This is a genomic window from Streptomyces sp. NPDC048269 (assembly GCF_040652395.1).
Taxonomy (GTDB): domain Bacteria; phylum Actinomycetota; class Actinomycetes; order Streptomycetales; family Streptomycetaceae; genus Streptomyces.
This window is the reverse complement of record NZ_JBEZLW010000027.1, coordinates 19,353-46,149: the sequence shown is the minus strand read 5'-3', so window position 1 is coordinate 46,149 and position 26,797 is coordinate 19,353. Positions and strand designations below refer to the sequence as shown.

Genomic DNA, 26,797 nt, shown 5'->3' with positions numbered 1-26,797 from the left:
AGGATCCTTCGATCGACTGGGATGTTCAGCACGTGCGTTTCCTCAATGACCAGAAGCCGCCGTACGACCTGACGTACGACGATGTGTTCATGGTGCCGAGCCGCTCCGCGGTCGGTTCCCGTCAGGGCGTCGACCTTTCCGCGCCCGACGGCACCGGCACCACCATTCCGCTCGTCGTGGCGAACATGACCGCCATCGCGGGCCGCCGGATGGCCGAGACGGTCGCCCGCCGCGGCGGCATCGTCGTCATCCCGCAGGACATCCCGATCGAGGTCGTCACCGACGTGATCTCCTGGGTGAAGACCCGCCACCTGGTGCTCGACACACCGATCACGCTGGCGCCCACCCAGACCGTGGCCGACGCGCTGTCCCTGCTGCCCAAGCGCGCCCACGGCGCCGGCGTCGTCGTCGACGGCGAGGGCCGCCCGGTCGGCGTCGTCACCGACCACGACCTCACCGGCGTGGACCGCTTCACCCAGCTCTCCGAGGTCATGTCGAAGGAGCTCCTGCTCATCGACGCCGACATCGACCCGCGCGAGGCGTTCAACAAGCTCGACGCCGGCCACCGCAAGCTGGCCCCGGCCGTCGACGAGGACGGCAAGCTCGTCGGCATCCTCACCCGCAAGGGCGCGCTGCGCGCGACCCTGTACACCCCCGCCACCGACGCGAACGGCAAGCTGCGCATCGCGGCCGCCGTCGGGATCAACGGCGACTTCGTGCAGAAGGCCAAGCAGCTGCTCGACGCGGGCGTGGACACGCTCGTCATCGACACGGCGCACGGCCACCAGGAGTCGATGATCAACGCGATCAAGGCGGTCCGCGCGCTGGACCCGCAGGTCCCGATCGTGGCCGGCAACATCGTCGCCGCCGAGGGCGTGCGCGATCTGATCGAGGCCGGCGCGGACATCATCAAGGTCGGTGTGGGCCCCGGCGCCATGTGCACCACCCGCATGATGACCGGCGTGGGCCGCCCGCAGTTCTCCGCGGTGCTGGAGTGCGCGGCGGAGGCGAAGAAGTACGGCAAGCACGTGTGGGCCGACGGCGGCGTCCGTCACCCGCGCGACGTGGCGATGGCGCTGGCCGCCGGTGCGTCGAACGTCATGATCGGCTCCTGGTTCGCCGGTACGTACGAGTCCCCGGGCGACCTTCAGCAGTCCGCCGACGGGCGCCTGTACAAGGAGTCCTTCGGTATGGCGTCGGCGCGTGCGGTGCAGAACCGTACGAGCGAGGAGTCGGCCTACGACCGGGCGCGCAAGGGTCTGTTCGAGGAGGGCATCTCCACCTCGCGCATGTTCCTCGACCCGGCCCGTCCGGGCGTCGAGGACCTGATCGACTCGATCATCGCGGGTGTCCGTTCCTCCTGCACCTACGCGGGTGCGGGCTCCCTCGCGGAGTTCGAGGAGAAGGCCGTGGTCGGCGTCCAGTCCGCCGCGGGCTACGCCGAGGGCAAGCCGCTGCACGCCAGCTGGAGCTAGGTTCCGCCGTCCCGCAGCCCCCGGACCCGTCCCGCACGGACGGCCGGGGGCTGCGGCGCACCGGGGCGCGGCGCACGTCGGCGTCCTTCCGGTCGAATCGCGCCGGACGCAGGACACCACGGGCCCGTGCCGTCAGTACCGCTGAGGTGGTTGGCCCGGCGGTGAACTGTGCACGCCCGCACGGTACTTCGGAATGCGCACGGTGACCTTCATGCCGGCGCCGACGCCCGTCTCGATCACCGGGCCGTACTCGTCCCCGTACACCTGCCGGATCCGCTCGTCGACATTCGGCAGCCCGATGCCGGACGAGGAGCCCCGGTGCTCCCCGGCCAGGATCCGGCGCAGCAGGGCCGGATCCATCCCGACCCCGTTGTCCTCCACCGTGATCACCGCCTCCGCGCCCGCGTCCCGCGCGGTGATCGTGATCCGGCACTCCTGCGGGGAGTCCTCGAGCCCGTGCTTGACGGCGTTCTCCACCAGGGGCTGGAGGCACAGGAACGGCAGCGCCACCGGCAGCACCTCCGGTGCCACCTGCAGGGTCACCTTCAGCCGGTCCCCGAACCGGGCCCCGGCCAGCGCCAGATACTGCTCCACGGACCGCAACTCCTCGGCGAGCGTGGTGAAATCGCCGTGCCGCCGGAAGGAGTACCGGGTGAAGTCCGCGAACTCCAGCAGCAGGTCGCGGGCCCGCTCCGGATCCGTCCGGACGAACGAGGCGATCGCGGCCAGGGAGTTGAAGATGAAGTGCGGGGATATCTGCGCCCGCAGCGCCTTGATCTCCGCCTCCATCAGCCGGGTCCGCGACCGGTCCAGCTCCGAGAGCTCCAGCTGTACGGACACCCACCGGGCGACCTCCGTCGCGGCCCGCACCAGCACCGCCGACTCCCGGGACCCGTAGGCCACCAGCGCGCCCAGCACCCCGTCCTCGCCCGTGAGCGGGGCCACCACCGCCCACTTCAGCGGACAGTCGGGGCGCTGGCACTCGGTCCGCACGCTCTGGCTGCGTCCCGACTCCAGCATCACCGCCACCCGGGCCACCGCACGCCGCTGGTGGTGGTCGGCGCCCGGGCCGTCCCAGGCCAGCACCGCCTCCCGGTCCGTGAGGCACAGCGCCTCCGTGCCCAGCAGTGACCGCAGCCGCCGGGCCGCCTTGCGGGCGGCGTCCTCGGTCAGCCCGGCGCGCAGCGGGGGAGCGGCCAGCGAAGCCGTGTGCAGGGTGTGGAAGGTGGCCCGCTCCACCGGGGTACCGAGATCCAGGCCGGCCGCCCGCTCACCGCGCCGGGCGTGCCACCGGCCCGCCGCCCAGCCCGCGCCCAGCAGCAGGACGGCGCCCGCCACCGCCAGCACCGCGAGCACGGTCCCGGTCACCGGGCGGCCCCCGCCCGCTCCCCGGCCACGTCCTCCGGCAGGTGCAGCCGCGCCAGGGTGGCCGCCGTCCCACCCGGGATCTTCGCCCGGGTGCCCAGCGACACCAGCACCATCGTCAGGAACCCCAGCGGCACCGACCATGCCGCCGGCCACGCCAGCAGGGTGTGGATCCAGCCCGCCGGGGCCAGACCGCCCCGGGTCGCCAGCACCGCGCTCAGTGCCGCCCCGCCGCCCGTGACCAGCCCGGCCACCGCGCCCGGCGGGGTCAGCCGGCGCCACCAGATGCCCAGGACCAGCAGCGGACAGAACGACGAGGCCGACACCGCGAAGGCCAGCCCCACCGCGTCCGCCACCGGCACGTCGCGGGCCGCCACGCTCCCGGCCAGCGGCACCAGGATCGCCACCAGCACCGCGAAGCGGAAGCTCCGTACCCCGCGCGTCGGCAGCAGGTCCTGGTGCAGCACCCCGGCCACCGCCATGGTCAGCCCCGAGGCGGTCGACAGGAACGCCGCGAACGCGCCCCCGGCCAGCAGCGCTCCCAGCAGTTCCCCGAGCAGCCCGCCCAGCATCCGCTCGGGCAGCACCAGCACCGCCGCGTCCGCGTCGCCGGTGAGGGCGAGTTCGGGCGCGTAGATCCGGCCCAGCGCCCCGTACACCGGCGGCAGCAGGTAGAAGACCCCGACCAGCCCGAGCACGACCAGCGTGGTGCGGCGCGCGGCCCGCCCGTTGGGGCTGGTGTAGAAGCGCACCGCGACGTGCGGCAGGCCCATGGTGCCGAGGAAAGTGGCCAGGATCAGCCCGTACGTCGCATACAGCCGGTACTCCGGGCGGTCCCCGGACAGCGGCTCCGACCAGCTGGACACCCCGAGTCCGGCGTCCGCCCGGGTGTCGGGGACGGGCGTGCCCGGAGTGAACTCCAGCCGCGCGCGGGCCCGTACGGAGTGCTGCCCGGCGGCCAGGGTCACCGGGGCGGCCTGGTACGTCCGCCCGTCCACCTGCCCCGTCACCGTCACCGTGAGCGGCGCCTCCACCGACAGCCGTACGTCCTCGGCCAGCGTGACGGCGGCGTGCTCGCGGAAGACGGCCGGGGCGTCGAAGGAGGCCCGCGGCGCGCCGTCCCCGGCCCACGCGGCGACCAGGAAGAAGGCCGGGACCAGCAGGGCGGACAGCTTGAGCCAGTACTGAAAGGCCTGCACGAAGGTGATGCTGCGCATCCCGCCGGCGGCCACGGCGGCGCTCACCACGCCGGCGACCACCACCCCGCCCACCCAGTGCGGGGCACCCGTCAGGATCTCCAGGGTCAGGCCCGCGCCCTGCAACTGCGGCAGCAGGTACAGCCAGCCGACCCCGATGACGAACAGCACCGCGATCCTGCGCACCGCCTGGGACTCAAGCCGGGCCTCGGCGAAGTCCGGCAGCGTGTAGGCGCCGGAGCGGCGCAGCGGGGCCGCCACCAGCACGAGCAGTACCAGGTACCCCGCGGTGTAGCCCACCGGATACCAGAGCATCTCCGGCCCCTGGAGCAGCACCAGCCCGGCCACCCCGAGGAAGGACGCGGCGGAGAGGTACTCCCCGCTGATCGCCGCCGCGTTCAGGCGGGGCCCGACCGTGCGCGAGGCGACGTAGAAGTCGGAGGTGGTCCGGGAGATCCGCAGGCCCAGCGCGCCGACCAGGACCGTGACCAGGACGACGACGGTGACCGCGGTCAGCGCGTACGTCTGGTTCACCGGTCGGTCCTTCGGCAGGGGTCGGGGTCCCCCGCCAGCGAAGCGAGGGGGAGGGTGACCGGAGTCTATGCACGCCCTCTGACCGGGCAACAGGCGCGATCCGGCCCGTGCGCGGAGCTGTGCCCCGCGGGCTGGATCCGCGCAGCGGATCCCGGCCCCGCCGAAGGGTGTGATGGGCGGAGCCCCAGGTCCGGGAAGGCTCGGAGTGGAAGAAGGGCCCCGCGCGGCGGCGGCGTCAGATCACCGGGTCGCGGTGTTGCGTGCAGTCGCGCAGGGCGATCTCCAGCTCCACGTAGGACTCCTCTGCGCGGCGGAAGGCCAGCGTCAGCGCCGCCTCCGCGCGGGGCGGCACCTGGTCGCGGACGCCCTCGCCGGCCTCGTACAGGATGTCGGCCCAGCGCGCCGCCGCGCTGCGGAGCCCGGCCAGCAGCGCCTCGGCCTCGGCGGGCCCGGCGGGTCGGGTGCGGGGCAGTCCGGACAGGGCGTCGAGCAGCGCCTGGATCTCGGACATCTCGCTCCTCCCGCGCCGGAAGATCCACGATACGCGGGGAGGGTGACCCGGCGGCCCGTTCACCGGGGCGGTGCGGCCGACGGTCCGGCGGATCGCCGTACGCCCCTCGGCGTGCGACGAACGGCGCCGCCGCGCCGCCGGACGGTCGCCGGCGCCGGGCCCACGGGCGGTGGACGGCCGGGTGCCGGGTGCCGGGTGCCGGGTGCCGGGCCATGGACGGCCGTGCGCCGGATGGTGGACGGCAGGGCGCGGGCCGGCGACGACCGTGCGCAGGCCGCCGGAAGGCCCCGGCGGCCGCCGTCGCCGTGTCCGCTCAGCCGGTCGCCTGGCGCATCAGCAGCTCCCGCAGCTCCCGCGCGTGCCTGCGGCTCACCTGGAGCTCGGCCGAACCGACCCGGACGCTGGTGGTGCCCGCCTCCAGCCGCAGCTCGTCGATCCGCGACAGCGCCACCAGATGGCGCCGGTGGATCCGTACGAATCCGCGCGCCGCCCACCGCTCCTCCAGCGTGGACAGCGGGATCCGGACCAGATGGCTGCCCTCGTCGGTGTGCAGGCGGGCGTAGTCCCCCTGGGCCTCGACGTAGGCGATGTCGGCGATCGCCACGAACCGGGTGACCCCGCCCAGTTCGACGGCGATCTGGTCCGGCGTGCGGTCGGCGACGGTGACCTCGGCCGCCGGGCGGCGCGGCACCGGCACGGCGGGCAGGCCGGAGGCGGCCGTCGCGGCGGGAACGGGAGCGCCGGCGCCGGGCGGACCACCGGGCGCGCCCGGGGTTCCGTCGGCGACCGCAGCTTCCCCGGCCCGGCCCAGCTGCGCGCACGCCCGCCGCACGGCCTCGGCCAGCCGCTCCGGCCGCACGGGTTTGAGCACGTAGTCCACGGCCTTGAGGTCGAAGGCCTGTACGGCGAACCCCTCGTGGGCCGTGACGAACACGATCAGCGGCGGCCGCGCGAACCCGGCGAGCAGCCGGGCGATGTCCAGCCCGGTCAGCCCGGCCATGTGGATGTCGAGGAAGACCACGTCGATGCCGTCGGCCCCGTACGGGCCGGCCTCCAGCGCCCGGGTGATCCGGCGCAGCGCCTCGGTGGCGTCCGAGGCACCCTCCGCGCTGCGCACCCGGGGATCGGAGCGCAGCAGGTAGAGGAGCTCCTCCAGGAGCGGCTTCTCGTCGTCCACGGCCAGTACGCGCAGCATGACGGCGAGTCTAAGGGCTGTCCCGTAATCCCCGGTGGGTCGGCGCACGGCGTCGGATGCGGTGCATCGCAAGGCGGAGGGGCGCCCCCGTACTGGGCGTATCCGGGTGTTCCGACAACGCAGTGAGGTGCCGTAGCCGGCGTCCGGCGCCCGCCGGGGATCACGGGACAGCCCTTGGGCAGCGCCCCGCCCGGGCGGAACGGGTCGAGGCGGTGGGGGCGGGTCGAGGTCGGGCGGAACGGTGCGCGGCCCCCGCCCGGGGGGAGGGAGGCGGGGGCCGCGCGGTACGGAGGTGGGGGGATGGGGGAAGCGGGGGCGGGAGGGGGGCTACTGGACGGTGATGAGCTTCCCCTCGGGGGAGACGGCGTACCAGGTGCCGCCGACGCCCTGGCCGTTGACGTCGCCCGGCTTCTTGTCACCGGAGAAGGTGTAGACGGGCCAGCAGTCGACGGTCTGCTGCTTCTTGCCGTCCGGACGGTCCAGTACCAGGTAGTTCCGCTCGGTGATCCCCTTGACGTTCGCCTTGTCCACCGGGGACACGGCCGGCCACTTGGTCAGGCAGTCGCCGACGCACTTGGAGACCATCGGCCACGCCGTGTCCGGCTTGAACCGGTAGACGGTCATGCCCTTGCCGTCGACGATGTGGTCGCCCAGCTTGGGGTCCTTCGCCACGGACAGGCCCGCGCCCGCCTCTGCCGCGCCGCCGGCGGCCGGAGCAGCCTTCGCCGCCTTCTTGCCGTCGGGGGCGAACGCGAACCACACCCCGCCGACGCCCTGGCCGTCGAAGTCCCCGGCCTTGGCGTCCTTGTTGAAGCGGTACGCGGGCCAGCCCGCCACCGTCAGCTGCTTCGTGCCGTCGCTGCGCACGACCTCGCCCAGCAGGGCCGGGTCCATGCCGGCCGCGACGGTGGCGTCGCCGGCCGCGACCACCGGCCAGGTCTTCGCGCAGTCCCCGTCGCAGTTCGACTTCGGCGGCTTGGCGGTGTCCTTGTCGAAGCGGTAGAGGGTGAGTCCGGCGCTGTCGGTGAGGACCGGGCCGAGCTGGTCGCTGCCGGCGATCGCCAGCTGACCGGCGGACCCGGCGCCCGCGCCGCCGTCGGCCGCCGCGGGCTGGGCGGAGGCCTGGGCGGAGGCGGCCCCGGCCGGCTCGGCCGTGCCGGCGCCCTTGTCGTCCGTCGGGCCGCAGGCGCTCGCCGCCAGGACGACGGCGATCGCGGCCGCGGCAAGGGTGGTTCCGCGCTTCATGCCCATCTTGATCTCTCCCACGTGTGATGTCCGCCGTGCCGTCGCCTCAGCGGCGGCAACTGTGCTCAGGACACGCCTTGGTGGGGGAAATCCGTTCAAGCCGAGCGATGTGGGCTGTTTCACTCACCCTGCGCCGAACCCGGTCCGCCGCAGGGCCGTGGCCACAGCGAGGCCGAGTACCTGGTGCCCGGCGTCGTTGGGGTGCAGTCCGTCCGCCAGATGCTCGGGACCGAGCAGGTCACGGCCCGGGAGCACGGCGAGCCGGTCGTCCCCGGCGGCGATCCGGTCCCGGGTGGCGCGCTCCATCGCGTCGCGCAGGGAGCCCAGGGTGGCGCCCAGCTTGTTCGGGGTGCGCTCGGCGTCGGGCCGCAGGAGGGGCGAGACCAGCAGGAGCGGGGTCCGCGGATGCCCCTGGCGGACCAGGTCGAGGAAGGTGCGCGTCGTCTCGTACAGCAGTGGGGCCGAATAGGGCACCCGGGACCAGCAGTTGGTGCCGAAGGCGAGGGTGAGGACGTCGGCGGGCAGCCCGGCGAGCTGTTCGGCGGTGGCGAGTTCCCCGCGGGCGGCACCCGCGTAGCCGAGGTTGACGGTGTCCCAGCCCAGCGCCCGGCCGGTGACCGCGGGCCAGCCGTGGGCGGGGCGCGTCGACCACCAGCCCTCGGTGATGGAGTCGCCGTGCACGACCCAGCGCGGGGCGGGCGGCGGCGGGGCGAGGTCGCCGCCGATCCCGCGCAGACCGAGGACCAGCGGCGACTGGGTCTCGGGCGGGTGGATGGTGAAGGGGCCCGTGCCGCCGCCCAGATCGATCCGTACGACGGCCTCCGCGGCCGGTTCCGTGAACACCTCGGAGACCACCCCGTGCCGGTCCCACAGCGCGAAGCCGTGCGCGAGGTCCCGCAGGGCGTCGGTCGGGCCGGGCACAGTGGCCCGGTAGCGGATCTCGACGGCCCGGGCGGTCTCGGTGGTGAACTCCAGCCGGACCCCGATGGGCAGGGTGGCCCGCTCGCCGGTGTCCCAGGGCAGCCGCAGGGTGTCGGCCGGGTCGGCCCGCACCGGGCGCCCCTTGTCCAGCCAGGCCACACCGCGCAGGAAGGGCCCGGGGTCCTGCCATCGCTCGTCAGGGCTCGGTGGTTCCGCTGGTCTCACTCTTCGCCTCCGATCGTCGGATACGGGAACTTCACGCCGACCCCGCCGTCCACCACCAGCGTCTGCCCCGTCACGTACGAGGCCAGCGGCGAGGCGAGGAAATACAGGGCGGCCGCGATGTCCGCGGTCTCGGCGACCCTGCCCAGCGGGGCGTTCTCCGCGTTGCGCCGCCTCCCCTCGGCGCCGAGCAGGGCGGCGACCCGCGGGGTCCACACCACCCCCGGTGCCACCGCGTTCACCCGTACCCCGCGCGGGCCCAGTTCCACCGCCGCCGAGCGCACCAATGCCATCAGGCCGGCTTTGGCGGCCCCGTACGCCGCGTGCAGCGGGGCCGCGGTCAGCCCCGAGACGGAGGCCACGAAGACGAGCGGGCCGCCGCCGGCCGCCGCGACGGCCTCGCCGCCGTACTGGACGGCGAGCCAGGCGTGCCGCAGGACGACGTCGAAGTGCCACTCCCACCCGGCGTCGTCCAGGGCGGGCAGCTCCGCGTACCGGGCCATGCCGACGATGTCCACGACTCCGCCCACGGGGCCGCCGAGCAGGTCCGGCGCCTGCTCGAAGAGGGCCCGTACGGCCTCGCGGCGGGTCACGTCGGCGGTGTACGGCAGGCCCCCGGTCTCGGCGGCGACGGCCCCGGCGCGGTCGGCGTCGAGGTCCACGCACAGCACGCGGGCGCCCGCGGCGGCGAGGGCGTGGGCGGTCTGACGCCCGATGCCGTTGCCGGCGCCGAGCAGCACGAACCGCCGGCCGTCGAGACGGTGCAGGGCGGCGTAGTCGGGTACGGGAGAAGTGTCCCGGCCGTCGGAGTCCCGGCCGTCGGTGTCCTGGGCATCGGTGTCCCGGCCGACGGTGTCGTGGCCCTCGGCGTTCCCCGCGGCTCCTTCGGCGTTCCCGGAGGTCACGGGGCGGCCGTCCCGGGCTCGTAGCGGGCGAGCTCCGGAATGACTTCCTTCCCCAGGATCTCGATCGTCCGCAGGATCTCCCGGTGTTCGAGGTACCCCCACTGCACGTAGCAGATCAGCTGGTCCACCCCGAGGTCCGCGTACCGCTTGGCCTTGGCGACGATCGTCTCCGCGTCCCCGATCAGGATCATGTCGCCGTCGCTGAACTCCCGTACCGGAATCTCCCCGTCGAGGATCGGGGTGAGCAGCGGGAAGGCCCGCTCGCGCTCTTCGGGATCGAGGTGCGGCAGTTCCCACTCCAGGGTGAACCGCGCGAGGTTGGAGTACCACCAGGCCACCGAGTCCCACACGCGGGCACCCGGCCGCGTGCCCGGCGGGGTCGCATGGACCAGCGTGTAGGCGCTGACCCGGTTCGTCGTGACGTCGGTGAGCGGCTCGGGAGCGCGGGCGGCGGTCCGGTACGCCGCCACCTGCCGGGCCATCGCGTCCAGCGGCTGCATGATCGAGAAGGAGAGCAGCCCGAGGCCGGCCGCCCCCGCCACCTCCGCCGAGCCGGGGGAGGTGGCCGCCATCCAGGCGGGCGGGTGCGGGTCCTGGACCGGCTTGGGCGTGACCATCCGGCGTGGGAAACGGAACCGCTCGGAGGCGTACTCGAAGTACTCCTCCCGCCACATCCCGGCCACGATGCCGAGGGCCTCGCGCCAGTCCTCCCGGGACCTCTCCCGGTCCACTCCGAAGGCCGCCTGCTCCATGGGCGTGGAGCGCCCGGTGCCCCACTCCACCCGGCCGCCGGACAGCACGTCCACGGTGGCCACCTTCTCGGCGATGCGCTGCGGCGGGGTGAAGCCGAAGGGGGTGAGGGTCACCCCGAAGCCGAGCCGGATGCGCTCGGTCAGCCCGGCGAGGTGCCCGAGGAGCACCTCCGGGGCCGGGCAGTGCGAGCGGCCCTCGCGGAAGTGGTGCTCGACCGCCCAGACCGTCCGGAAGCCCATCCGGTCGGCCAGCCGTATCTGCTCGACGGCCTCCCGGTAGGCGCGCTGCTCGGCGGCCCGCTGACCGTGCGGGTGGACCCCTCGCCAGGGTCTCGGTACGTCGATCTCGTAGAGCACGTCCAGATCCATGGCGGCACGCTGCGACACATCTGACGAAGTGTCAAGAAAGGCGATGGAGGACCGCTGCGCAGCGATCGATCATCCGCGCGCAACAAAGGACCATCCGGGACAGATCCGCGCAACGATCGTGCGCCAATGTGCAAGGATGGTGCATTACGGGCGCCCACCTCAGCTCGTAGGCTCACTCGCTGTACGTGGAGTGGCGCGGACCGCCTGCTCGGCGGTCCCCCCATGCCCAGGCTCAGGCCTGCTCCTGCTCCGGACCGCTGCGGTCGACGCCTGTAAGTCCCCATCCGCAGTGAAGAAGGAGTCCTTCGTGCTCGACCACGGCCAGGCGCCACCCGTCACGACCGAGCCCCGCAGGCCCGCGCATCCCCTCCTCCGCCGCAAGCCGGTCGAGCAGCTGGTCGCCGAGGGCGGTCAGGGCGAGGGCGGTGCGCTCAAGCGCTCGCTCACCATGTGGCAGCTGACCATGATCAGCATCGGCGCGACCCTGGGCACCGGCATCTTCGTCGTCCTCGGCGAAGCCACCCCGATCGCCGGCCCGGCCGTCTGGATCGCCTTCATCGTCGCGGGCCTGACCGCGCTGTTCTCCGCCCTCTCCTACGCCGAGCTGGCGGGCTCCATCCCCGTCTCGGGCTCCTCGTACTCCTACGCCTACGCCACCATGGGCGAGCTCATAGCCTGGGTCTGCGGCTGGTGCCTGGTCCTGGAGTACGGCGTCTCGGTCGCGGCCGTGGCCGTCGGCTGGGGGCAGTACCTCAACGAGCTGCTCGACGGCACGCTCGGCATCACCATCCCCGAGGGCTTCTCCGCCCCGCTGGGCGAGGGCGGCTACATCAACCTGCCCGCCCTGGTCGTCGTCCTGCTCTGCATGGTCTTCCTGCTCCGCGGGGCCAAGGAGAGCGCCCGGATCAACTCGATCATGGTCGGCGTCAAGATCGTCACGCTGGTGCTCTTCTGCGTCATCGGCTTCATGGGCATCAAGGCCGGCAACTACACCCCGCTGGCCCCGCTGGGCGTCACCGCCATCAGCACCGCCGCCTCCATGCTCTTCTTCTCGTACATCGGCTTCGACGCCGCCTCCACCGCCGGTGAGGAAGCCAAGAACCCGAAGAAGGACCTGCCCCGCGCGATCATGCTCTCGCTGCTGATCGTCACGGCCCTGTACTGCCTGGTCGCCCTCGTCGCCGTCGGCGCCATGCCGTGGCAGGAGTTCGAGGGCAGCGAGGCCGCCCTGGCGCAGATCATGGAGAACGTCACCGGGCACGCCTTCTGGAGCGTCATCCTCGCGGCCGGTGCGGTCGTCGCCATCGCGAGCGTCGTCTTCGCCGTGCTCTACGGCCAGACGCGCATCCTGTTCGCGATGTCCCGCGACGGTCTGATGCCGAAGGCCTTCGCGAAGGTCGACCCGAAGACCGGCACCCCGCGGATCAACACCATCATCGTCTGCGCCTTCTGCGGCCTGCTGGGCGCGTTCATCCCGCTGGGCGAGCTGGCCAACGCCACCAGCATCGGCACGCTCTTCGCCTTCGGCCTGGTCAACGTGGCCGTCGTCATCCTGCGCTTCACCCGCCCCGAGATGAACCGCACCTTCAAGGTCGCCCTCTTCCCGGTCACCCCGATCGTGGGCTTCCTCCTGTGCGCCTATCTGATGACGGAGCTGCCGGGAATCACCTGGGCGGTGTTCGGTGGCTGGATGGCGGTCGGGCTCGTGATCTACTTCTTCTACGGCATGCGCCGCTCCAGCCTGGCCACTGCGGCCGACGTGGCCGCCCCGGCCGCGGAGGCCGCTGAACAGAAGTGATTCACCCCCCGTGCGACTGAACGATCTCGACGAACGCATCGTGCACGCCCTCGCCGAGGACGCCCGCCGCTCCTATGCGGACATCGGCTCCGAGGTCGGGCTCTCCGCGCCCGCCGTGAAGCGGCGCGTGGACCGGCTGCGGGCCGAGGGCGCCATCACCGGCTTCACGGTCCGCGTGGATCCCGCCGCGATGGGCTGGGAGACCGAGGGCTTCATCGAGATCTACTGTCGCCACAACACCTCGCCGGACGACATCCGGCGGGGCCTGGAGCGGTACCCCGAGGTGGTGTCCGCGTCGACCGTCACCGGCGACGCGGACGCCCTCGTCCAGATCTTCGCCTCCGACATGCGGCACTTCGAGCGGGTACTGGAACGCATCGCGGGCGAACCGTTCGTGGAACGCACCAAGTCCGTCCTGGTCCTGTCCCCCCTCCTCCGGCGCTTCACCTCGGGCGCCCCGGCCTAGGGAGTGTCGTCAAAGTAGCGTCGGCCGCCCCGCCAGCCAGACGGGACTTCGCCGACACGACTTAGGCCCGCCGGGCCAGCTCCGCCGGGGCGAGGCGCGCGCGGCGCTCTTCCTCCGTGAGGCCGCCCCAGACGCCGAACGGCTCATGGGTCCGCAGCGCGTGTTCGAGGCAGGCGGCCCGTACCGGGCATGCCGCGCAGACCTGCTTGGCAGCGGCATCCCGCTCTTCGCGGTCCTCGCCCCGCTCGCCGGCGGGATGGAAGAACCGGCCGGATCCCAGATCCCGGCAGGCCGCCCGGGACTGCCACTGCCAGAAGTGGTGCGCGGCGCCGGGCAGGCGTGAGACGTCGGTCATGGCAGTTCCTTTCCGTGGGTTGTCCCGCGTGTGACCGCTGGACGCCCCGCGAAACCCCTCCGTGCCAACGGCCTCCGGATCAGTCCCCGTTGGCCGGCGTGCGGAGACCGAGGAAGTCGGGCCGGCGGCGCAGGGCGAACCCCATCGACCCGTACAGCCGCACCGCCTCCGTGTTCTCCGCCGCCGCGTGCAGGAACGGGCTGTCCCCGCGCTCGCGGACCGCCGCGGCGACCGCCCGTATCAGCCGGCCCGCCAGGCCCCGGCCCCGGTGGTCCGGGTGCGTGCACACGGCGCTGATCTCCGACCAGCCAGTCGGCCGCATCCGCTCCCCGGCCATAGCGACGAGCCGTCCCTCGTGCCGGATCCCGAGGTACGTGCCCAGCTCGACCGTTCGGGCCATGAACGGGCCCGGCCTGGTCAGCCCGACCAGCTCCAGCATCTCCGGCACGTCGCCGGGCCCCAGCGGGACCGCCTCGGGCGCGGCCTCGGCCCGTACCGCCCGGCCGTCCAGCTGCACGCCGGAAATGGCCGCCACCGTCTCCCAGCCCGGCGGCGGAGTCAGCAGCCCCGTCACCCAGACCTCCTCGCCGGGTCCGGCGAGCGCCGCCAGATCCGCCCATGCGCGGGGGTCCTCCGGGTCGGAGAGCGCCGCGAAAGGGCTCGCGTCCCCGGTGTAGCGGGCGGCCAGACCCGCGGGTCCGTGCTCGGCGAAGGCGCGGTGCGGTCCGTTCAGCGCGGCCCAGACCGGGTTGTCGAGTACCGCCAGTACCTCGGGGGACATGGGTGCGGAGCTCCTTACCATGGGTGCTGCGGCGACGGCCCTCACCGCCTTCATGGCGGTCCCAGGCGCCGCCAGGAGACTGCGGGGCGGCCGGGGCGGCCGGGGCGGCCGGGGCGGCCAGGACCGGCCAGGACGGCCGGGGCGACCGGAGCCGCCGCGGCAAGCCTAACGACCGCGGGACGGCCGCCGGGCCGCCGAGACGGGACGTGACCCGGTCTCGTTTCCCGGCCGCGCCCCCGGCCCTCCGCCGGCGATCCCGAGGCGGGTCCGCGGGGGCCCTCCCCGGGTCCGCAGGACCCCGACGGACCCCCGCGCAACGAATCTCCGCGCAGGTGGTGGAACACGCAACGAATCGATGCGCGCAGCGCAACGGTCACGGCTTGTCCGGGTCGAACGCGCGAACGTACCGTCTAAGGACCCCACCCCTCCTGCCACAGAGGTAGTCCATGCCCCCGCTGCGCACCGCCCTCCTGCAGAGCTCCGGACGGCTCGGTGACACCGCCGAGAACCTCAAGGAGCTCGACGAGGCCGCGGCGCGCGCCGCACAGGGCGGGGCCGGACTCCTCGTGACCTCGGAAATGTTCCTGACCGGCTACGCGCTCGAGGTCGAGGAGATCGCCGGGCTCGCCGAGCCGGCCGACGGCGAGTCCGCCCACGCCATCGGCGGCATCGCCCGCCGCCACGGGATCGCCGTCCTGTACGGCTACCCGGAGCGGGACGGCGACACCGTCTACAACGCGGCGCAGCTCGTCGGCGCGGACGGCGTCCGGCTCGCGAACTACCGCAAGACGCACCTCTTCGGCTGCTTCGAGCAGGAGGCCTTCACCCCCGGCGACACCCCCGTCGTCCAGGCGGACCTGAACGGCCTCCGCGTCGGCATCATGATCTGCTACGACGTGGAGTTCCCCGAGAACGTCCGGGCGCACGCGCTCGCCGGCACCGACTTCCTCCTGGTGCCGACCGCGCAGATGCACCCGTTCCAGTTCGTGGCCGAACAGCTCGTACCCGTACGGGCCTTCGAGAACCAGATGTACATCGCGTACGTCAACCGCACCGGTCCGGAAGGCGAGTTCGAGTTCGTCGGACTCAGCTGCCTGGCGAGCCCCGACGGGGCAACCCGCACCCGGGCCGGCCGCGGCGAGGAGCTGGTGTTCGGCGAGGCCGATCCCGAGCTGCTGGCCGCCTCGCGCGAGAACAATCCGTACCTGCGCGACCGGCGCCCCGGGCTCTACGCCTCCCTCGTCGTCTGAGAACCTCCCTCTTCCACCAGTCCCGCCGCAAGGCCGCAAGGAGACGTACCCCCATGACGTCCACGGTGCCCACCACCGCCGTCCCGCACAGCGACGGACAGCCCCCGATCACCATGTTCGGGCCGGACTTCCCGTACGCGTACGACGACTTCCTCGCCCACCCGGCGGGCCTGGGCCAGATACCGGCGACCGAGCACGGCACCGAGGTCGCCGTCATCGGCGGTGGGCTGTCCGGCATCATCTCGGCCTACGAGCTGATGAAGATGGGCCTCAAGCCCGTCGTCTACGAGGCCGACCAGATCGGCGGCCGGCTGCGCACCGTCGGCTTCGAGGGCGCCGGCACCGAGGAGCTGACCGCGGAGATGGGCGCCATGCGCTTCCCGCCGTCCTCCACCGCCCTCCAGCACTACATCGACCTCGTCGGCCTGGTCACGGAGCCCTTCCCGAACCCGCTCGCCGAGGCGACCCCCTCGACGGTCGTCGACCTCAAGGGCGAGACCCACTACGCCGAGACCATCGCGGACCTCCCGCAGGTCTACCGTGACGTGTCGGCCGCGTGGAACGCCTGCCTGGACGAGGGCGCCGACTTCTCCGACATGAACACCGCGATGCGCGAGCGGGACGTCCCGCGCATCCGCGAGATCTGGGCGAAGCTCGTCGAGAAGCTCGACGACGAGACCTTCTACGGGTTCCTCTGCAAGTCCGAGGCCTTCCAGTCCTTCCGCAAGCGCGAGATCTTCGGCCAGGTCGGCTTCGGCACGGGCGGCTGGGACACCGATTTCCCGAACTCCATCCTGGAGATCCTGCGCGTCGTCTACACCGAGGCCGACGACCACCACCGCGGCATCGTGGGCGGCTCGCAGCAGCTCCCGCTGCGTCTGTGGGAGCGCGAGCCCGAGAAGATCATCCACTGGGCCCAGGGCACCTCGCTGTCCTCCCTGCACGACGGCGCCCCGCGCCCGGCGGTGACCCGCCTGCACCGGACGGCGGGCAACCGCATCACGGTCACGGACGCGTCCGGCGACATCCGCACGTACCGCGCCGCGATCTTCACCGCGCAGTCCTGGATGCTCCTCTCGAAGATCGAGTGCGACGACACGCTGTTCCCGATCGACCACTGGACGGCGATCGAGCGCACCCACTACATGGAGAGCTCGAAGCTCTTCATCCCCGTCGACCGGCCGTTCTGGCTGGACAAGGACGAGGAAACGGGCCGCGACGTCATGTCGATGACCCTCACGGACCGGATGACCCGCGGCACGTACCTGCTGGACAACGGCCCGGACAAGCCCGCCGTCATCTGCCTTTCGTACACGTGGTGCGACGACAGCCTGAAGTGGCTGCCGCTGTCCGCGAACGAGCGGATGGAGGTCATGCTGAAGTCCCTCGGCGAGATCTACCCCAAGGTCGACATCCGCCGCCACATCATCGGCAACCCGGTGACCGTGTCCTGGGAGAACGAGCCCTACTTCATGGGCGCGTTCAAGGCCAACCTGCCGGGTCACTACCGCTACCAGCGCCGCCTGTTCACCCACTTCATGCAGGACCGCCTCCCCGAGGACAAGCGCGGCATCTTCCTCGCGGGCGACGACATCTCGTGGACGGCCGGCTGGGCCGAGGGCGCCGTCCAGACCGCCCTGAACGCGGTCTGGGGCGTCATGCACCACCTGGGCGGCTCGACCGACTCCACCAACCCGGGCCCGGGCGACGTCTACGACGAGATCGCCCCGGTCGAACTCCCGGAGGACTGACCTCCCGGAGCACCGACCTCCTGGAGTACTGACCTCCCCCGAGTCCGCCGGTGGGTAACCCCCCACCCGGACCCCGTGACCACGGGCCGCCCCCGCGCGAACATCGCGGCGGCGGCCCGTTCTCATGCCCGGCGTGACCGCTCGCCCGCGGCAAAGCGGGTGCGGGGAGGGCCCGGGGGAGGCAGGGTGGGGGCATGAATGCCCCGTCCGACCGGAATGCGCCGTCCGACCGGGCCCGCACGGCCCACTGGATCACCACGCCCGTCGAAGCGCGCCTGCTGCGCGGCGCGCTCGAGGTGGAACCCACCGCGCACGGCGTGCTCCCGCACCGGCTGCCCGCCCGCGCACGGAAGCAGTTCCCCGACGCGGGCCTGGCCGCGGCCGAGGCCCAGCCCTCCGGGGTGCGGCTGGCCTTCCGGACCCGGGCCACCGCAGTCGAGCTGGACGCGATCCCGACGAAGACGCTCTACCAGGGCGCCCCGCCGCGCCCGGACGGCGTGTACGAACTGCTCGTCGACGGCCGTCCGGCCGGCCGGGGCAGCGTGCCGGGCGGCAACGTCCGCGTCGTCGACATGGCCACCGGTTCGGAGGTCCTGCGCCCCGGTCCGCCCGGCACCGTCCGGTTCACCGGGCTCCCCGCCGGGATGAAGGACGTCGAGATCTGGCTGCCGCACACCGAGGTCACCGAGCTCATCGCCCTGCGCACCGACGCCCCGGTCGAGGACCTCCCCGACCGCGGCCGCAGGGTCTGGCTGCACCACGGCAGTTCCATCAGCCACGGCTCCTTCGCCACCGAACCGACCGGTACCTGGCCGGCGCTCGCGGCCGCCCTGGCCGGCGTGGAGCTGGTCAACCTGGGCTTCGGCGGCAACGCCCTGCTCGACCCGTTCACCGCGCGCGCCATCCGGGACACCCCCGCGGACCTGATCAGCCTCAAGATCGGCATCAACCTGGTCAACCACGACCTGATGCGCCTGCGTGCCTTCGTCCCGGCCGTCCACGGATTCCTCGACACCGTCCGCGAGGGGCACCCGACCACCCCGCTGCTGGTCGTCTCTCCCGTCCTGTGCCCCATCCACGAGGACACCCCGGGCCCCACCGCCCCGGACTTCGAGGGCGGGGAACTGCGCTTCAAGGCCCTCGGCGACCCGACGGAGCGCGGTACGGGGCGGCTGACGCTCCGTGTCATCCGGGACGAGCTCGCCCGCATCACCGCGCAGCGGGCGGCCGACGACCCGAACCTGCACCACCTTGACGGCCGCGCCCTCTACGGCGAAGCGGACCACGCCGAACTGCCCCTGCCCGACCGGCTCCACCCGGACCCGGCCGGCCACCGCCGCATCGGCGAGCGCTTCGCGCAGCTGGCCTTCGGCGACCGCGGCCCGTTCTCCGTCACAGGCGGCTGAGCCGACTCGGGGTCAGCAGGCAGCGGCCGACCAGCCCGACGCCCGCGTCGAGGGACTCCCGGAACTCCTCGGCCAGGTCGGGGGAGCGGCGCAGCGTCCACAGCAGCCGGGCCGCCGCCCAGGCGCCCGCACGCGCGCGTTCCAGGCTCCACGAGCCGACCAGGTGGGTCAGCGGATCGGCGATCTCCAGGAGGTCCGGGCCCGGCATCAGCTCCTCCCGGATGTGTTCCTCCAAGGCGACCAGGGTGTCGCCGACCCGGTCGAAATCGCCTTCGAGGGCGGCCGGTTCGCAGTCCAGGGAGCGGCAGGTGGACACCACCGCCACTGCCAGGTCATGGCCGATGTGCGCGTTGATCCCGGCCAGCGCGTGCTGGAGCGGCCGGATCCCCGGGTGGCGCCGGTACTGGAGCAGCGGCCGCCAGCAGGCCGGAGCCCGGTCCGCCTCCACCGCCGACAGGTACCGCTCCGCGAACCGCACGCTGAGGGTCTGGGCCCGCCGGGGCGCGGGGAACCCGCCGTGTTCGATCCGCAGGTGCAGGGTCTCCGTCACCGTCAGGTAGACCCGGTTGAAGACGGCGACACCGTCCTGCGGCGGGAGCCGCTCGTCCAGGGCGCGCATCCGCGCCAGCACCGCTTCCATGGGACGCAGAGTCGCAGGCGCCGAGCCGGATCTGGGGAACTTGGCCGTACGCTTCGCCGGTTCGGGCGAAACCCCGTCAACGCGGCGTGTCCGGGCCGTCCTGATCATCGTAGGCGGAGGTGCCCTCGTCGAGCAGGGGCTCCTGCTGCGTCAGGTGCCCCGGGGCGAAGTACCGCAGCGTGTGGTAGCCGGTGATCACCACGATCGTGCCCAGCGCGATACCGCCGAGTTCGAAGCTGTCGGTGATCTGCAGCTTGACCCCGCCGACACCGATGACGATGCCCGCCGCGGCCGGCACCAGGTTCAGCGGATTGCGCAGGTCCACCCGGCCGTTGATCCAGATCTGGGCGCCGAGCAGGCCGATCATGCCGTACAGGATGACGGTGATGCCGCCCAGCACCCCGCCCGGGATCGCGGCGACGACGGCGCCGAACTTGGGGCACAGGCCGAAGAGCAGTGCGAAGCCGGCCGCCGCCCAGTACGCCGCCGTGGAGTAGACCCGGGTGGCCGCCATGACGCCGATGTTCTCGGAGTACGTCGTGTTCGGCGGCCCGCCGACCGCCGTGGACAGCATGGACGCGGCGCCGTCGGCCGCGATGGCGGTGCCGAGCTTGTCATCGAGCGGGTCGCCGGTCATCTCGCCGACGGCCTTGATGTGACCCGCGTTCTCCGCGATCAGCGCGATCACCACGGGCAGGGCGATCAGGATCGCCGACCATTCGAACTGCGGCGCGTGGAAGGACGGCAACCCGATCCAGTCGGCCTTGCCGACCCCGGAGAGGTCGAGGCGCCAGTGGTCCACGGCCTCGGGCCCGCCCATCGGCGAGTGGATCTTCCCGAAGACCAGGTCGAGGATGCCGGAGAGGCCGTACCCGAAGACCAGCCCCAGGAAGATCGCGATCCGCGACCAGAAACCGCGCAGGCAGACCACGGCGAGACCGGTGAACAGCATCACCAGCAGCGCCGTCCACTGGTCCTGTGGCCAGTACGTCGAAGCCGTCACCGGCGCCAGGTTGAAACCGATCAGCATCACGACCGCGCCCGTCACCACCGGAGGCATCGCCGCGTGGATGATCCGCGCCCCGAACCGCTGCACGGTGAGGCCGGCCAGGAACAGCGCCGCGCCCACGACGAAGACGGCCCCGGTCACGACCGCGCTGTCACCGCCCGAGGCGCGGATGGCCGCCGCGACACCGACGAAGGACAGGGAGCAGCCCAGGTACGAGGGGATTCGGCCGCGCGTCGCGAGCAGGAAGATCACCGTCGCGACGCCGGACATCATGATCGCCAGATTCGGGTCCAGGCCCATCAGCACCGGCGCGACGAAACTCGCGCCGAACATCGCGACGACGTGCTGGGCGCCGAGCCCCGCGGTCCGCGGCCACGAAAGCCGCTCGTCGGGCCGTACCACCGCGCCGGGTGCCGGGGTCCGCCCGTCTCCATGCTGGGTCCAGCGCACGCCGAGGCCCATGTTCCACCACTTCCGTTTCGCTGCTGATCACGCGTCCGGACCGCACCACGTACGTTCACCGCGAGGCCAGCGATATGTCACGGGCGGATTTCGGCCGTTTCATCCCGATCGGCCTCGGAGGCCGCGGATGCCGGCTTCTGCCGCAGTACGGCGGCCCCCACCACCAGCGCGAACGCGAGCAGGGTGACCAGACCGAAGGAGACCACGAGCGAGGTCGCGTCCGCCACCGCCCCGATCGCCGACGGGGCGATCAGTCCCGATGTGTACGTGATCGTCGCGACACCCGCGATGGCCTGCGCCGGGGCCGGCCCGCTGCGCGCCGCCGCCGCGAACGCCAGCGGCACCACGACCGCGATGCCGAGCCCGATCAGTCCGAACCCCGCCAATGCCGCCCCGGGATGGCGGACCGTCACGACGAGCAGCCCTCCCGCGGTGGCCAGTACGCCGCCGGCCCGGACGGTGCGCACCGGCCCGAACCGGTCCACCACCCGGTCCCCGGCGAGCCGGGCGACGGCCATCGTGAGCGCGAACGCGGTGGTGGAGGCCGCCGCGAGGCCGGCGTCCGTGTGCAGGACGTCCCGCAGGTAAACCGCCGACCAGTCCAGGCTCGCGCCCTCCGCGAAGACCGCGCAGAAACCGATGGCCCCGATGAACAGTGCGGACTTCGGCGGCAGCGCGAAGTGTGGCGGCGCCTGCGCCTCCTGGTCGCTCCTCAGGTCCAGCACCCCGCGTACGGCGACCAGCCCGGCCGCCGTGAGGGCCAGCGCGGCGATCAGGTGGTGCAGCCGGGCGTCCGCCCCCGCGTGCGCGGCGACCGTACCCGCGGCCGAACCGAGCAGCGCCCCCATGCTCCACATGCCGTGCAGCGAGGACATGATCGAGCGGCCCAGCCGGTTCTCGGTCTCCACGCCCAGCGCGTTCATCGCCACGTCCGACATGCCGGAGGTGGCTCCGTAGACGAAGAGCGCGCAGCAGAGGGCGGGCAGGTTCGGGGCGAGGCTCGGGAGGACCAGGGACAGGGTCCACAGCGCCAGCAGCGCGCGCAGGGCGGCGCCGGCGCCGAAACGGTGGTTGATCCGCCCCGCCAGCGGCATCGCGAGCGCCGCGCCCAGGGCGGGGAAGGCGAGGGCCAGGCCCAGGGTGCCCGCACTGAGCTGGGCGTGGTCCTGGATCCAGGGGATTCGGGTGGCGAAGGAGCCGGTGACGGCGCCGTGGGCGCAGAAGACGGCGGCGATCGCCGAACGGGCATGGCGCAGACGCGCCGGGCTGAGGTCGGGTTCCCCGGTCATGAGCACTAAACTATCAGGGACCCTGCCTGATGGTTAATGACTTCGACTCCCTAGGATGGGCGCCGTGACCCCTGCCCTCACTCCGGTACCGTCCCCCGCCTCACCGAGCACGGCGCGCGCCATCAACGACCGCCTGGCCCTGCAACTCCTCCAGGAGGCCGGACCGCTGACGGCCACCCAGCTCAAGACCAGGACCGGCCTCTCCCGCCCGTCGGTCGCCGACCTCGTGGAACGGCTCATCGAAGCCGGGCTGATCGAGGTCGTCGGGGAGTCCGGCGAACAGCGCCGCGGCCCCAACGCCAAGCTGTACGGAATCGTCGCCGGCCGCGCCCACCTCGCCGCCCTGGACGTGCGGACGGACAGCGTCACCGCCGTGGTCACCGACCTCCTCGGCCGGCCCCTGGCCGAGGCCGCCCTGCCCGTCGGCGCCCCCGAGGACGCGGTCGCGGCCCTGCTGCGCACCGCCCGCGAGGCCGGGGCCGGCGCACTGCACACCGTCGTCATCGGCGCCCCCGGCCTGGTCGCCCCCGCCACCGGCGAACTCCGCGACACCAACGGCCTGCCGGCCTGGCACCGGGACCTGGTGGGGGCGCTGCAGCGGGGCCTGCCCGCCGTGGTGGCCGTCGAGAACGAGACCAACCTGGCCGCCCTCGCCGAACAGCGCCTCGGCGTGGCCCGCGACGTGGACTCCTTCGTGCTCCTGTGGCTCGGCGCCGGGGTGGGCGCCGCCGTCGTCCTGGACGGGCGGCTGCGCCGGGGCGCCTCCGGCGGGGCGGGCGAGATCGGCTTCCTGCCGGTCCCGGGTACCGGGGGCCTGCCCTCGGCCACCGACTGCGGGGCCGGGTTCCACGCCCTGGCGGGCCGGGACGCCGTGGCGGCGCTGGCGCGCGAACACGGCTTCACGGGCCCGGTTGAGGAGGCGGTGGCGGGGGCTGCGGGAGAGGCCTTCCTCGAAGCCCTGGCCGAGCGTCTGGCGCTCGGCGCGGCGGCGGTCGCCGCGGTCCTGGATCCGGGGTGCGTGGTCCTGGCGGGCGAACTGGGCCGCGCGGGCGGCCCGGCCCTCGCGGCCCGGGTGGCCCACCGGCTGACCACGCTGACCCCGGTCCCCACCGAGGTCCGGGCCACCACCCTGGGTGGCCCGGCGGTGCTGGCGGGGGCACGGCTGGCCGCGCGCGAGGCGGCGCAGGAGGTGCTGTTCGGGGGATCCGGCGGCTGAAGGCTCAGGCTCCCGCCCGTCACCGGCCTTGCCGCTGCCGCCCGTCAGCGCCCTTGCCGCTCCCGCCCGGCAAGGAACTCCGCGAACGTGCCCCGGCCCACCGCGTGGGAGGGCGCGAGGTTGCCGCCGCGGCGGAAGCCCGCGTACGCCTTGCCCCACAGCGGCAGCGGGACCATCCGGCGGCGGCGTCCCGTCGCCGAGAGGTGGGCGCGGCCCAGTTCCGGCAGGGTGCGGATCTCCGGGCCGCCCATGTCCGGGACACGGCCCGACGGGGCCGGGACCGCCAGTTCCGCCAGGCGGTCCGCCACCTCCCCGACGGCGATCGGCTGCACCCGGACCCCCTTCGGCAGCGGCATGACCGGCAGCTTCGCCGCCATGGCCACCACCTGCTCCACCAGGTCGTGGAACTGGGTCGTACGCAGGATCGTCACGCCCAACCCGGACTCCTCCAGCAGCCGCTCCACCGCCAGCTTCCTCTCGTAGTAGCCGAAGGGGACCACGTCGACGCCGACGATCGAGATGTAGACGATGTTCGTGACGCTCCCCGCCCGCCGGGCCGCCTCGATCAGGTGTCCGGTGGCCACTTCGTCGCCCCTGCCCCCGCCGCGCGTGTTGCTCGCGCAGTGCACGACGACCTCCGCGCCCGCCATGGCCGCGGCCAGTCCGCTGCCGTCCCGCAGGTCGACCGGGTGGTCCGGGGAGTGCCGGCTCAGTACGCGGACCTCGTGGCCCGAGTCCCGGAGCCGGGTGACGACGAGCGAGCCGAGGGTTCCGGTGCCTCCGGTGACGAGGATGGTGCTCATGGGGTCCTGCCCTTCGCTGGAAACCTGCCTTCACCAGCAGAGACCGGACAGCGCCCGGGAATGTGACAGCAGCCGCCGGAGGAATCCCAGCTTCTCCGGATCGGCCACCGCCCGCACGCCGGAGGCCACGTGCGGGGACCCGGTGGCCGCCGGGCCACCGGGTCCTCACGTACTCACCTCACCCGCGGGGTGTCAGCAGGCGCCCTGGTCCTTCCAGACGCCCCATTCGCCCGTGGTGCCGGGCTCCTCGTTCTGCGTCCACCACTGGGCCTTCCAGGTGTGGCCCTTGTGGGAGACGACGTTGCCGCCGGTGTAGGTCTGACCCGCCACGTACGCCGGGCCGGTGCACGTACCGCCGGTCGGGGGCGTGGTGGTCGGGGGCGGCGTGGTCGGCGGGGTCGTGGTGGGCGGGGGAGTGGTCGGCGGCGTGGTGCTGCCCGGCTGCACCACGGTGACCCCGCGTCCCAGGTCCCCGGCGAGCGCGTACGTCGTGCCGGAGATGGTCACCGTCCAGTTGGAGGGCGTGGAGACCGGCAGGTAGTAGTTGAACGCCAGGTCGACCGAGGCGCCCGGGGCCAGCGTCTGCCAGGCCGGGAGCTTCAGCGACACCCGGTGGAAGTCGCCCTTCAGACCGCCGGCGTTGCTTCCGGTGTGGCCGCTGCTGATCACCGTCGTGCCGAAACCCGACTGGTCCGAGGCGTTGTCCGGGGCCGACGTCGAGTAGTCGAACCGGAACTCGGTGCCACCCGGCAGCGCGGCCCGCGTGTTGTTGGTGATCTTGATCTTCGGGGTGATCGGGTAGTTGGAGTCGCCCAGCTTGAACTCGGTGAACTCCGTCTTGACGTCCACGGCCTGCGCGGGCAGCGCGGTGTTCGACTTCTTGGCGCCGTACGGGGCGGCCGCCTTGAACTTGTCGTACATCAGGGAGGTGAGCGTGGAGCCCATCTCGTACTGGCCCTTCGCCGCGTTCCAGCCGTAGTCGCCGGCCATCTCCCAGACCATGGTGCCGCCGATGCCGCGGTCCACCACGTAGTCGGCCTTGGCCGCCACGGACTGCTCGTCCTCCGTGGAGAGGAAGACCTTCTTCTGCGCGTTCCACAGCCACGGCGCGACCAGCGTCGCGTCGTACTTGCGGGCGTAGGTGCCGGTCAGCGTGGTGTTCCCGGGGAAGCCGTACGAGGTGACGTAGTCGCCGACGATCCCCTTCTCCAGGTTCTTGGCGTGCCACATGGGGTTGGAACCGGCCGGCGCCTCGACGCCGTTGGTGTCCTTGTCGTGCCACAGGTTGTCGATGCCGACCGCGCCGTCACCGCATTTGGTCAGGCCCGCGCCCGCCGGGCACGTGGTCGCCGGGGCCTTGCCCCACAGGCCGTCGGTGCCGCCCTGCACGTTCTTGTGGCCGCGGGTGTAGTACGGCAGGCCGATGTTGATGCGGCCGGCCGGCATGGAGCCGCGGAAGTAGTGGTAGGCCCAGTCGGTGTTGAGGTAGCCGATGCCGCCGTACTGGGAGCTGCCGTAGACGTTCGCGGCGGCCAGCTCGGCGTCCTTGCCGTCGTCGAAGAGCGAGGCGTTCGGACCGACGAACTCGTTCCAGGCCCCGTGCAGGTCGTAGGACATGATGTTCACGTAGTCCAGATACTTCTGCATCTGGAAGGTCTCCATACCGCGCAGCAGGTAACCGGAGGAGGGCGCGGCGACGGTGAGCAGGTAGTGCTTGCCGTCGGTGGCGCCGGCCCTGTCGAGCTTCTCGCGCAAGCTCTTCATCAGGGCGTCGTAGCCCTTGACCAGGCCGGCCCGGCGGGCATTGGAGAGCTGCCAGTCCAGCGGGTTGCCCGCGTCCTTCATGGTGGTCGGGTACTCGTAGTCGATGTCGACGCCGTTGAACCCGTACGTGCGGATGAACTCGACGGAGGAGTCCGCGAACGTGTCGATGCCGGCCTGGTTGACCGAGCCGTCGGCGTTGGTGGCCATCGAGTAGAAGCCGCCGGAGGCGACGCGGCTGCCGTCGTCCCCGAAGTAGCCGCCGGTCTCGGCCCAGCCTCCGACCGAGATCAGCGTCTTGACGTTCGGGTACTGCTTCTTGAACTTGGTCAGCTGGTTGAAGTGGCCCTTGTACGGGAGGGCCGGGTCCATCTCGGCACCCGCGACGCCCGGCCAGGTCATTCCGGTGGCGGCGTTGTTCGCGTTGTCCGCGCCGACCGAGATCTTGTTGTCGCCGCCCACGTGCGCGAAGGCGTAGTTCAGGTGGGTGACCTTGGACCACGGGATGTTGTTGGCGAGGTAGGCGGGGGTGCCGTCCTTGCCGGTGCGCCAGCCGGTGAAGTAACCGATGACGCGGCGCTGGTGGTCGGCGCCCATCTTCTCGCGGCCTTCGGTGTCGTACACCGAGCAGTACGGGACGTCGACACCGGCCGTCTTGTACAGCCCGTCGGGGCGGCAGGTCTCTCCCCCGGACTCCGTCTGGGAGGACCCCCAGGCCGCGTGCGAAAAGGTCGTCGACAGTGCCGGTAGCAGCAGTCCGGCGATTGCGGCGCCGGATGCCAGGAGCATGGCTCTCGTACGTGTGGGGGACAGCATGGTGCCTCCTGGGGAGGGGAGGATGGCGTGACACGACAGGGCATCAACAGGCAGAGGGGTAGCGCTGGTTGGCCCGTGACGTGCGCACATCGACGGGCTGTCCCGGGAAGATGAAGGGAACGTTAAGAGGACTAGACCAACCCGTCAATAGGTCTGGACCAAAGCCCTTTCGGGGGCGGAGCGGGGGCCGGAGCCGGGGCGCCGATGGCATGCAGGTGGGGGTGCGCGTGGCGCAATACGTCCGCCGAGAACGGCTGTCTTGTGACCCAGGCCACAGCGCTTCACTCACATGGCCGCCGATCAG

22 protein-coding genes are annotated in these 26,797 nt (G+C 72.7%); 7 read left to right on the top strand and 15 right to left on the bottom strand.

Annotation, left to right across the window (positions count from 1 at the left end):
• Nucleotides 1-32 precede the first annotated feature (32 nt).
• On the top strand, nt 33-1,475 hold the full coding sequence (locus AB0D48_RS25295) for a GuaB1 family IMP dehydrogenase-related protein (RefSeq protein WP_362401168.1): 1,443 nt from the start codon (nt 33-35) through the stop codon (nt 1,473-1,475).
• A 132-nt stretch (nt 1,476-1,607) separates the two neighbouring features.
• Here AB0D48_RS25295 and AB0D48_RS25290 read toward each other — a convergent pair whose 3' ends face one another.
• From AB0D48_RS25290 to AB0D48_RS25255, 8 genes are all read right to left on the bottom strand, one after another.
• A complete protein-coding gene (locus AB0D48_RS25290; protein WP_362401165.1) occupies nt 1,608-2,843 on the bottom strand; it encodes a histidine kinase in 1,236 nt (411 codons plus the stop codon).
• Nucleotides 2,840-4,570, bottom strand: coding sequence for a cation acetate symporter (locus tag AB0D48_RS25285; RefSeq protein ID WP_362401163.1), 1,731 nt, complete (start codon nt 4,568-4,570; stop codon nt 2,840-2,842). The genes AB0D48_RS25290 and AB0D48_RS25285 overlap by 4 nt, the downstream gene beginning before the upstream one ends.
• 235 nt (nt 4,571-4,805) lie before the next feature.
• Nucleotides 4,806-5,081, bottom strand: a complete 276-nt coding sequence (locus tag AB0D48_RS25280; protein WP_362401161.1) for a hypothetical protein — start codon at nt 5,079-5,081, stop codon at nt 4,806-4,808.
• Between the two features lie 313 nt (nt 5,082-5,394).
• Nucleotides 5,395-6,276, bottom strand: a complete 882-nt coding sequence (locus tag AB0D48_RS25275; protein WP_362401158.1) for a LytTR family DNA-binding domain-containing protein — start codon at nt 6,274-6,276, stop codon at nt 5,395-5,397.
• A gap of 327 nt (nt 6,277-6,603) precedes the next feature.
• Nucleotides 6,604-7,527, bottom strand: a complete 924-nt coding sequence (locus AB0D48_RS25270; RefSeq protein WP_362401284.1) for an SCO0930 family lipoprotein — start codon at nt 7,525-7,527, stop codon at nt 6,604-6,606.
• A gap of 117 nt (nt 7,528-7,644) precedes the next feature.
• The gene (locus AB0D48_RS25265) at nt 7,645-8,667 is read right to left on the bottom strand and encodes a GDSL-type esterase/lipase family protein (protein ID WP_362401156.1); all 1,023 of its coding nucleotides are present in this window, start codon (nt 8,665-8,667) and stop codon (nt 7,645-7,647) included.
• Complete coding sequence (locus tag AB0D48_RS25260) at nt 8,664-9,569, bottom strand: SDR family oxidoreductase (protein ID WP_362401154.1); 906 nt, start codon at nt 9,567-9,569, stop codon at nt 8,664-8,666. Before AB0D48_RS25260 ends, AB0D48_RS25265 begins: the two co-directional genes overlap by 4 nt.
• Complete coding sequence (locus tag AB0D48_RS25255) at nt 9,566-10,690, bottom strand: LLM class flavin-dependent oxidoreductase (protein WP_362401152.1); 1,125 nt, start codon at nt 10,688-10,690, stop codon at nt 9,566-9,568. Before AB0D48_RS25255 ends, AB0D48_RS25260 begins: the two co-directional genes overlap by 4 nt.
• Before the next feature lie 307 nt (nt 10,691-10,997).
• Between AB0D48_RS25255 and AB0D48_RS25250 the strand changes: the two genes are divergently transcribed.
• On the top strand, nt 10,998-12,488 hold the full coding sequence (locus AB0D48_RS25250; protein ID WP_362401150.1) for an amino acid permease: 1,491 nt from the start codon (nt 10,998-11,000) through the stop codon (nt 12,486-12,488).
• Nucleotides 12,489-12,498: 10 nt separating this feature from the next.
• Nucleotides 12,499-12,954 carry an Lrp/AsnC family transcriptional regulator gene (locus AB0D48_RS25245; RefSeq protein WP_030027017.1) on the top strand — a complete coding sequence of 152 codons (456 nt, stop codon included), beginning with the start codon at nt 12,499-12,501 and terminating at the stop codon, nt 12,952-12,954.
• A 61-nt stretch (nt 12,955-13,015) separates the two neighbouring features.
• On the opposite strand, the gene AB0D48_RS25240 is transcribed toward AB0D48_RS25245, so the two are convergent.
• Nucleotides 13,016-13,309: a WhiB family transcriptional regulator gene (locus tag AB0D48_RS25240; RefSeq protein ID WP_362401148.1), complete on the bottom strand. Its 294-nt coding sequence runs from the start codon at nt 13,307-13,309 to the stop codon at nt 13,016-13,018.
• Between the two features lie 79 nt (nt 13,310-13,388).
• The gene (locus AB0D48_RS25235; RefSeq protein WP_362401146.1) at nt 13,389-14,090 is read right to left on the bottom strand and encodes a GNAT family N-acetyltransferase; all 702 of its coding nucleotides are present in this window, start codon (nt 14,088-14,090) and stop codon (nt 13,389-13,391) included.
• 446 nt (nt 14,091-14,536) lie between these two features.
• Here AB0D48_RS25235 and AB0D48_RS25230 point away from each other — a divergent pair, with 446 nt between their 5' ends.
• The 3 genes from AB0D48_RS25230 (at nt 14,537) to AB0D48_RS25220 (ending at nt 18,497) form a co-directional block, all read left to right on the top strand.
• Nucleotides 14,537-15,340, top strand: a complete 804-nt coding sequence (locus tag AB0D48_RS25230) for a carbon-nitrogen hydrolase family protein (protein WP_362401143.1) — start codon at nt 14,537-14,539, stop codon at nt 15,338-15,340.
• Between the two features lie 53 nt (nt 15,341-15,393).
• Nucleotides 15,394-17,091, top strand: a complete 1,698-nt coding sequence (locus AB0D48_RS25225) for an NAD(P)/FAD-dependent oxidoreductase (protein ID WP_362401140.1) — start codon at nt 15,394-15,396, stop codon at nt 17,089-17,091.
• A 194-nt stretch (nt 17,092-17,285) separates the two neighbouring features.
• Complete coding sequence (locus tag AB0D48_RS25220) at nt 17,286-18,497, top strand: GDSL-type esterase/lipase family protein (RefSeq protein ID WP_362401137.1); 1,212 nt, start codon at nt 17,286-17,288, stop codon at nt 18,495-18,497.
• On the opposite strand, the gene AB0D48_RS25215 is transcribed toward AB0D48_RS25220, so the two are convergent.
• The 3 genes from AB0D48_RS25215 to AB0D48_RS25205 form a co-directional block, all read right to left on the bottom strand.
• Nucleotides 18,484-19,137, bottom strand: coding sequence for a DUF5995 family protein (locus tag AB0D48_RS25215; protein WP_362401134.1), 654 nt, complete (start codon nt 19,135-19,137; stop codon nt 18,484-18,486). The two genes, AB0D48_RS25220 and AB0D48_RS25215, sit on opposite strands and share 14 nt — an antisense overlap.
• Before the next feature lie 76 nt (nt 19,138-19,213).
• A complete protein-coding gene (locus tag AB0D48_RS25210; protein ID WP_362401131.1) occupies nt 19,214-20,608 on the bottom strand; it encodes a solute carrier family 23 protein in 1,395 nt (464 codons plus the stop codon).
• Nucleotides 20,609-20,685: 77 nt separating this feature from the next.
• Entirely contained in the window at nt 20,686-21,897 is a 1,212-nt protein-coding gene (locus AB0D48_RS25205; RefSeq protein WP_362401128.1) for an MFS transporter, read from the bottom strand.
• A gap of 55 nt (nt 21,898-21,952) precedes the next feature.
• Between AB0D48_RS25205 and AB0D48_RS25200 the strand changes: the two genes are divergently transcribed.
• On the top strand, nt 21,953-23,113 hold the full coding sequence (locus tag AB0D48_RS25200) for an ROK family transcriptional regulator (protein ID WP_362401125.1): 1,161 nt from the start codon (nt 21,953-21,955) through the stop codon (nt 23,111-23,113).
• Between the two features lie 44 nt (nt 23,114-23,157).
• Here AB0D48_RS25200 and AB0D48_RS25195 read toward each other — a convergent pair whose 3' ends face one another.
• Nucleotides 23,158-23,916: an NAD(P)H-binding protein gene (locus tag AB0D48_RS25195; RefSeq protein WP_362401122.1), complete on the bottom strand. Its 759-nt coding sequence runs from the start codon at nt 23,914-23,916 to the stop codon at nt 23,158-23,160.
• Between the two features lie 192 nt (nt 23,917-24,108).
• Complete coding sequence (locus AB0D48_RS25190; protein ID WP_362401119.1) at nt 24,109-26,493, bottom strand: chitinase C-terminal domain-containing protein; 2,385 nt, start codon at nt 26,491-26,493, stop codon at nt 24,109-24,111.
• Between the last annotated feature and the right edge of the window lie 304 nt (nt 26,494-26,797).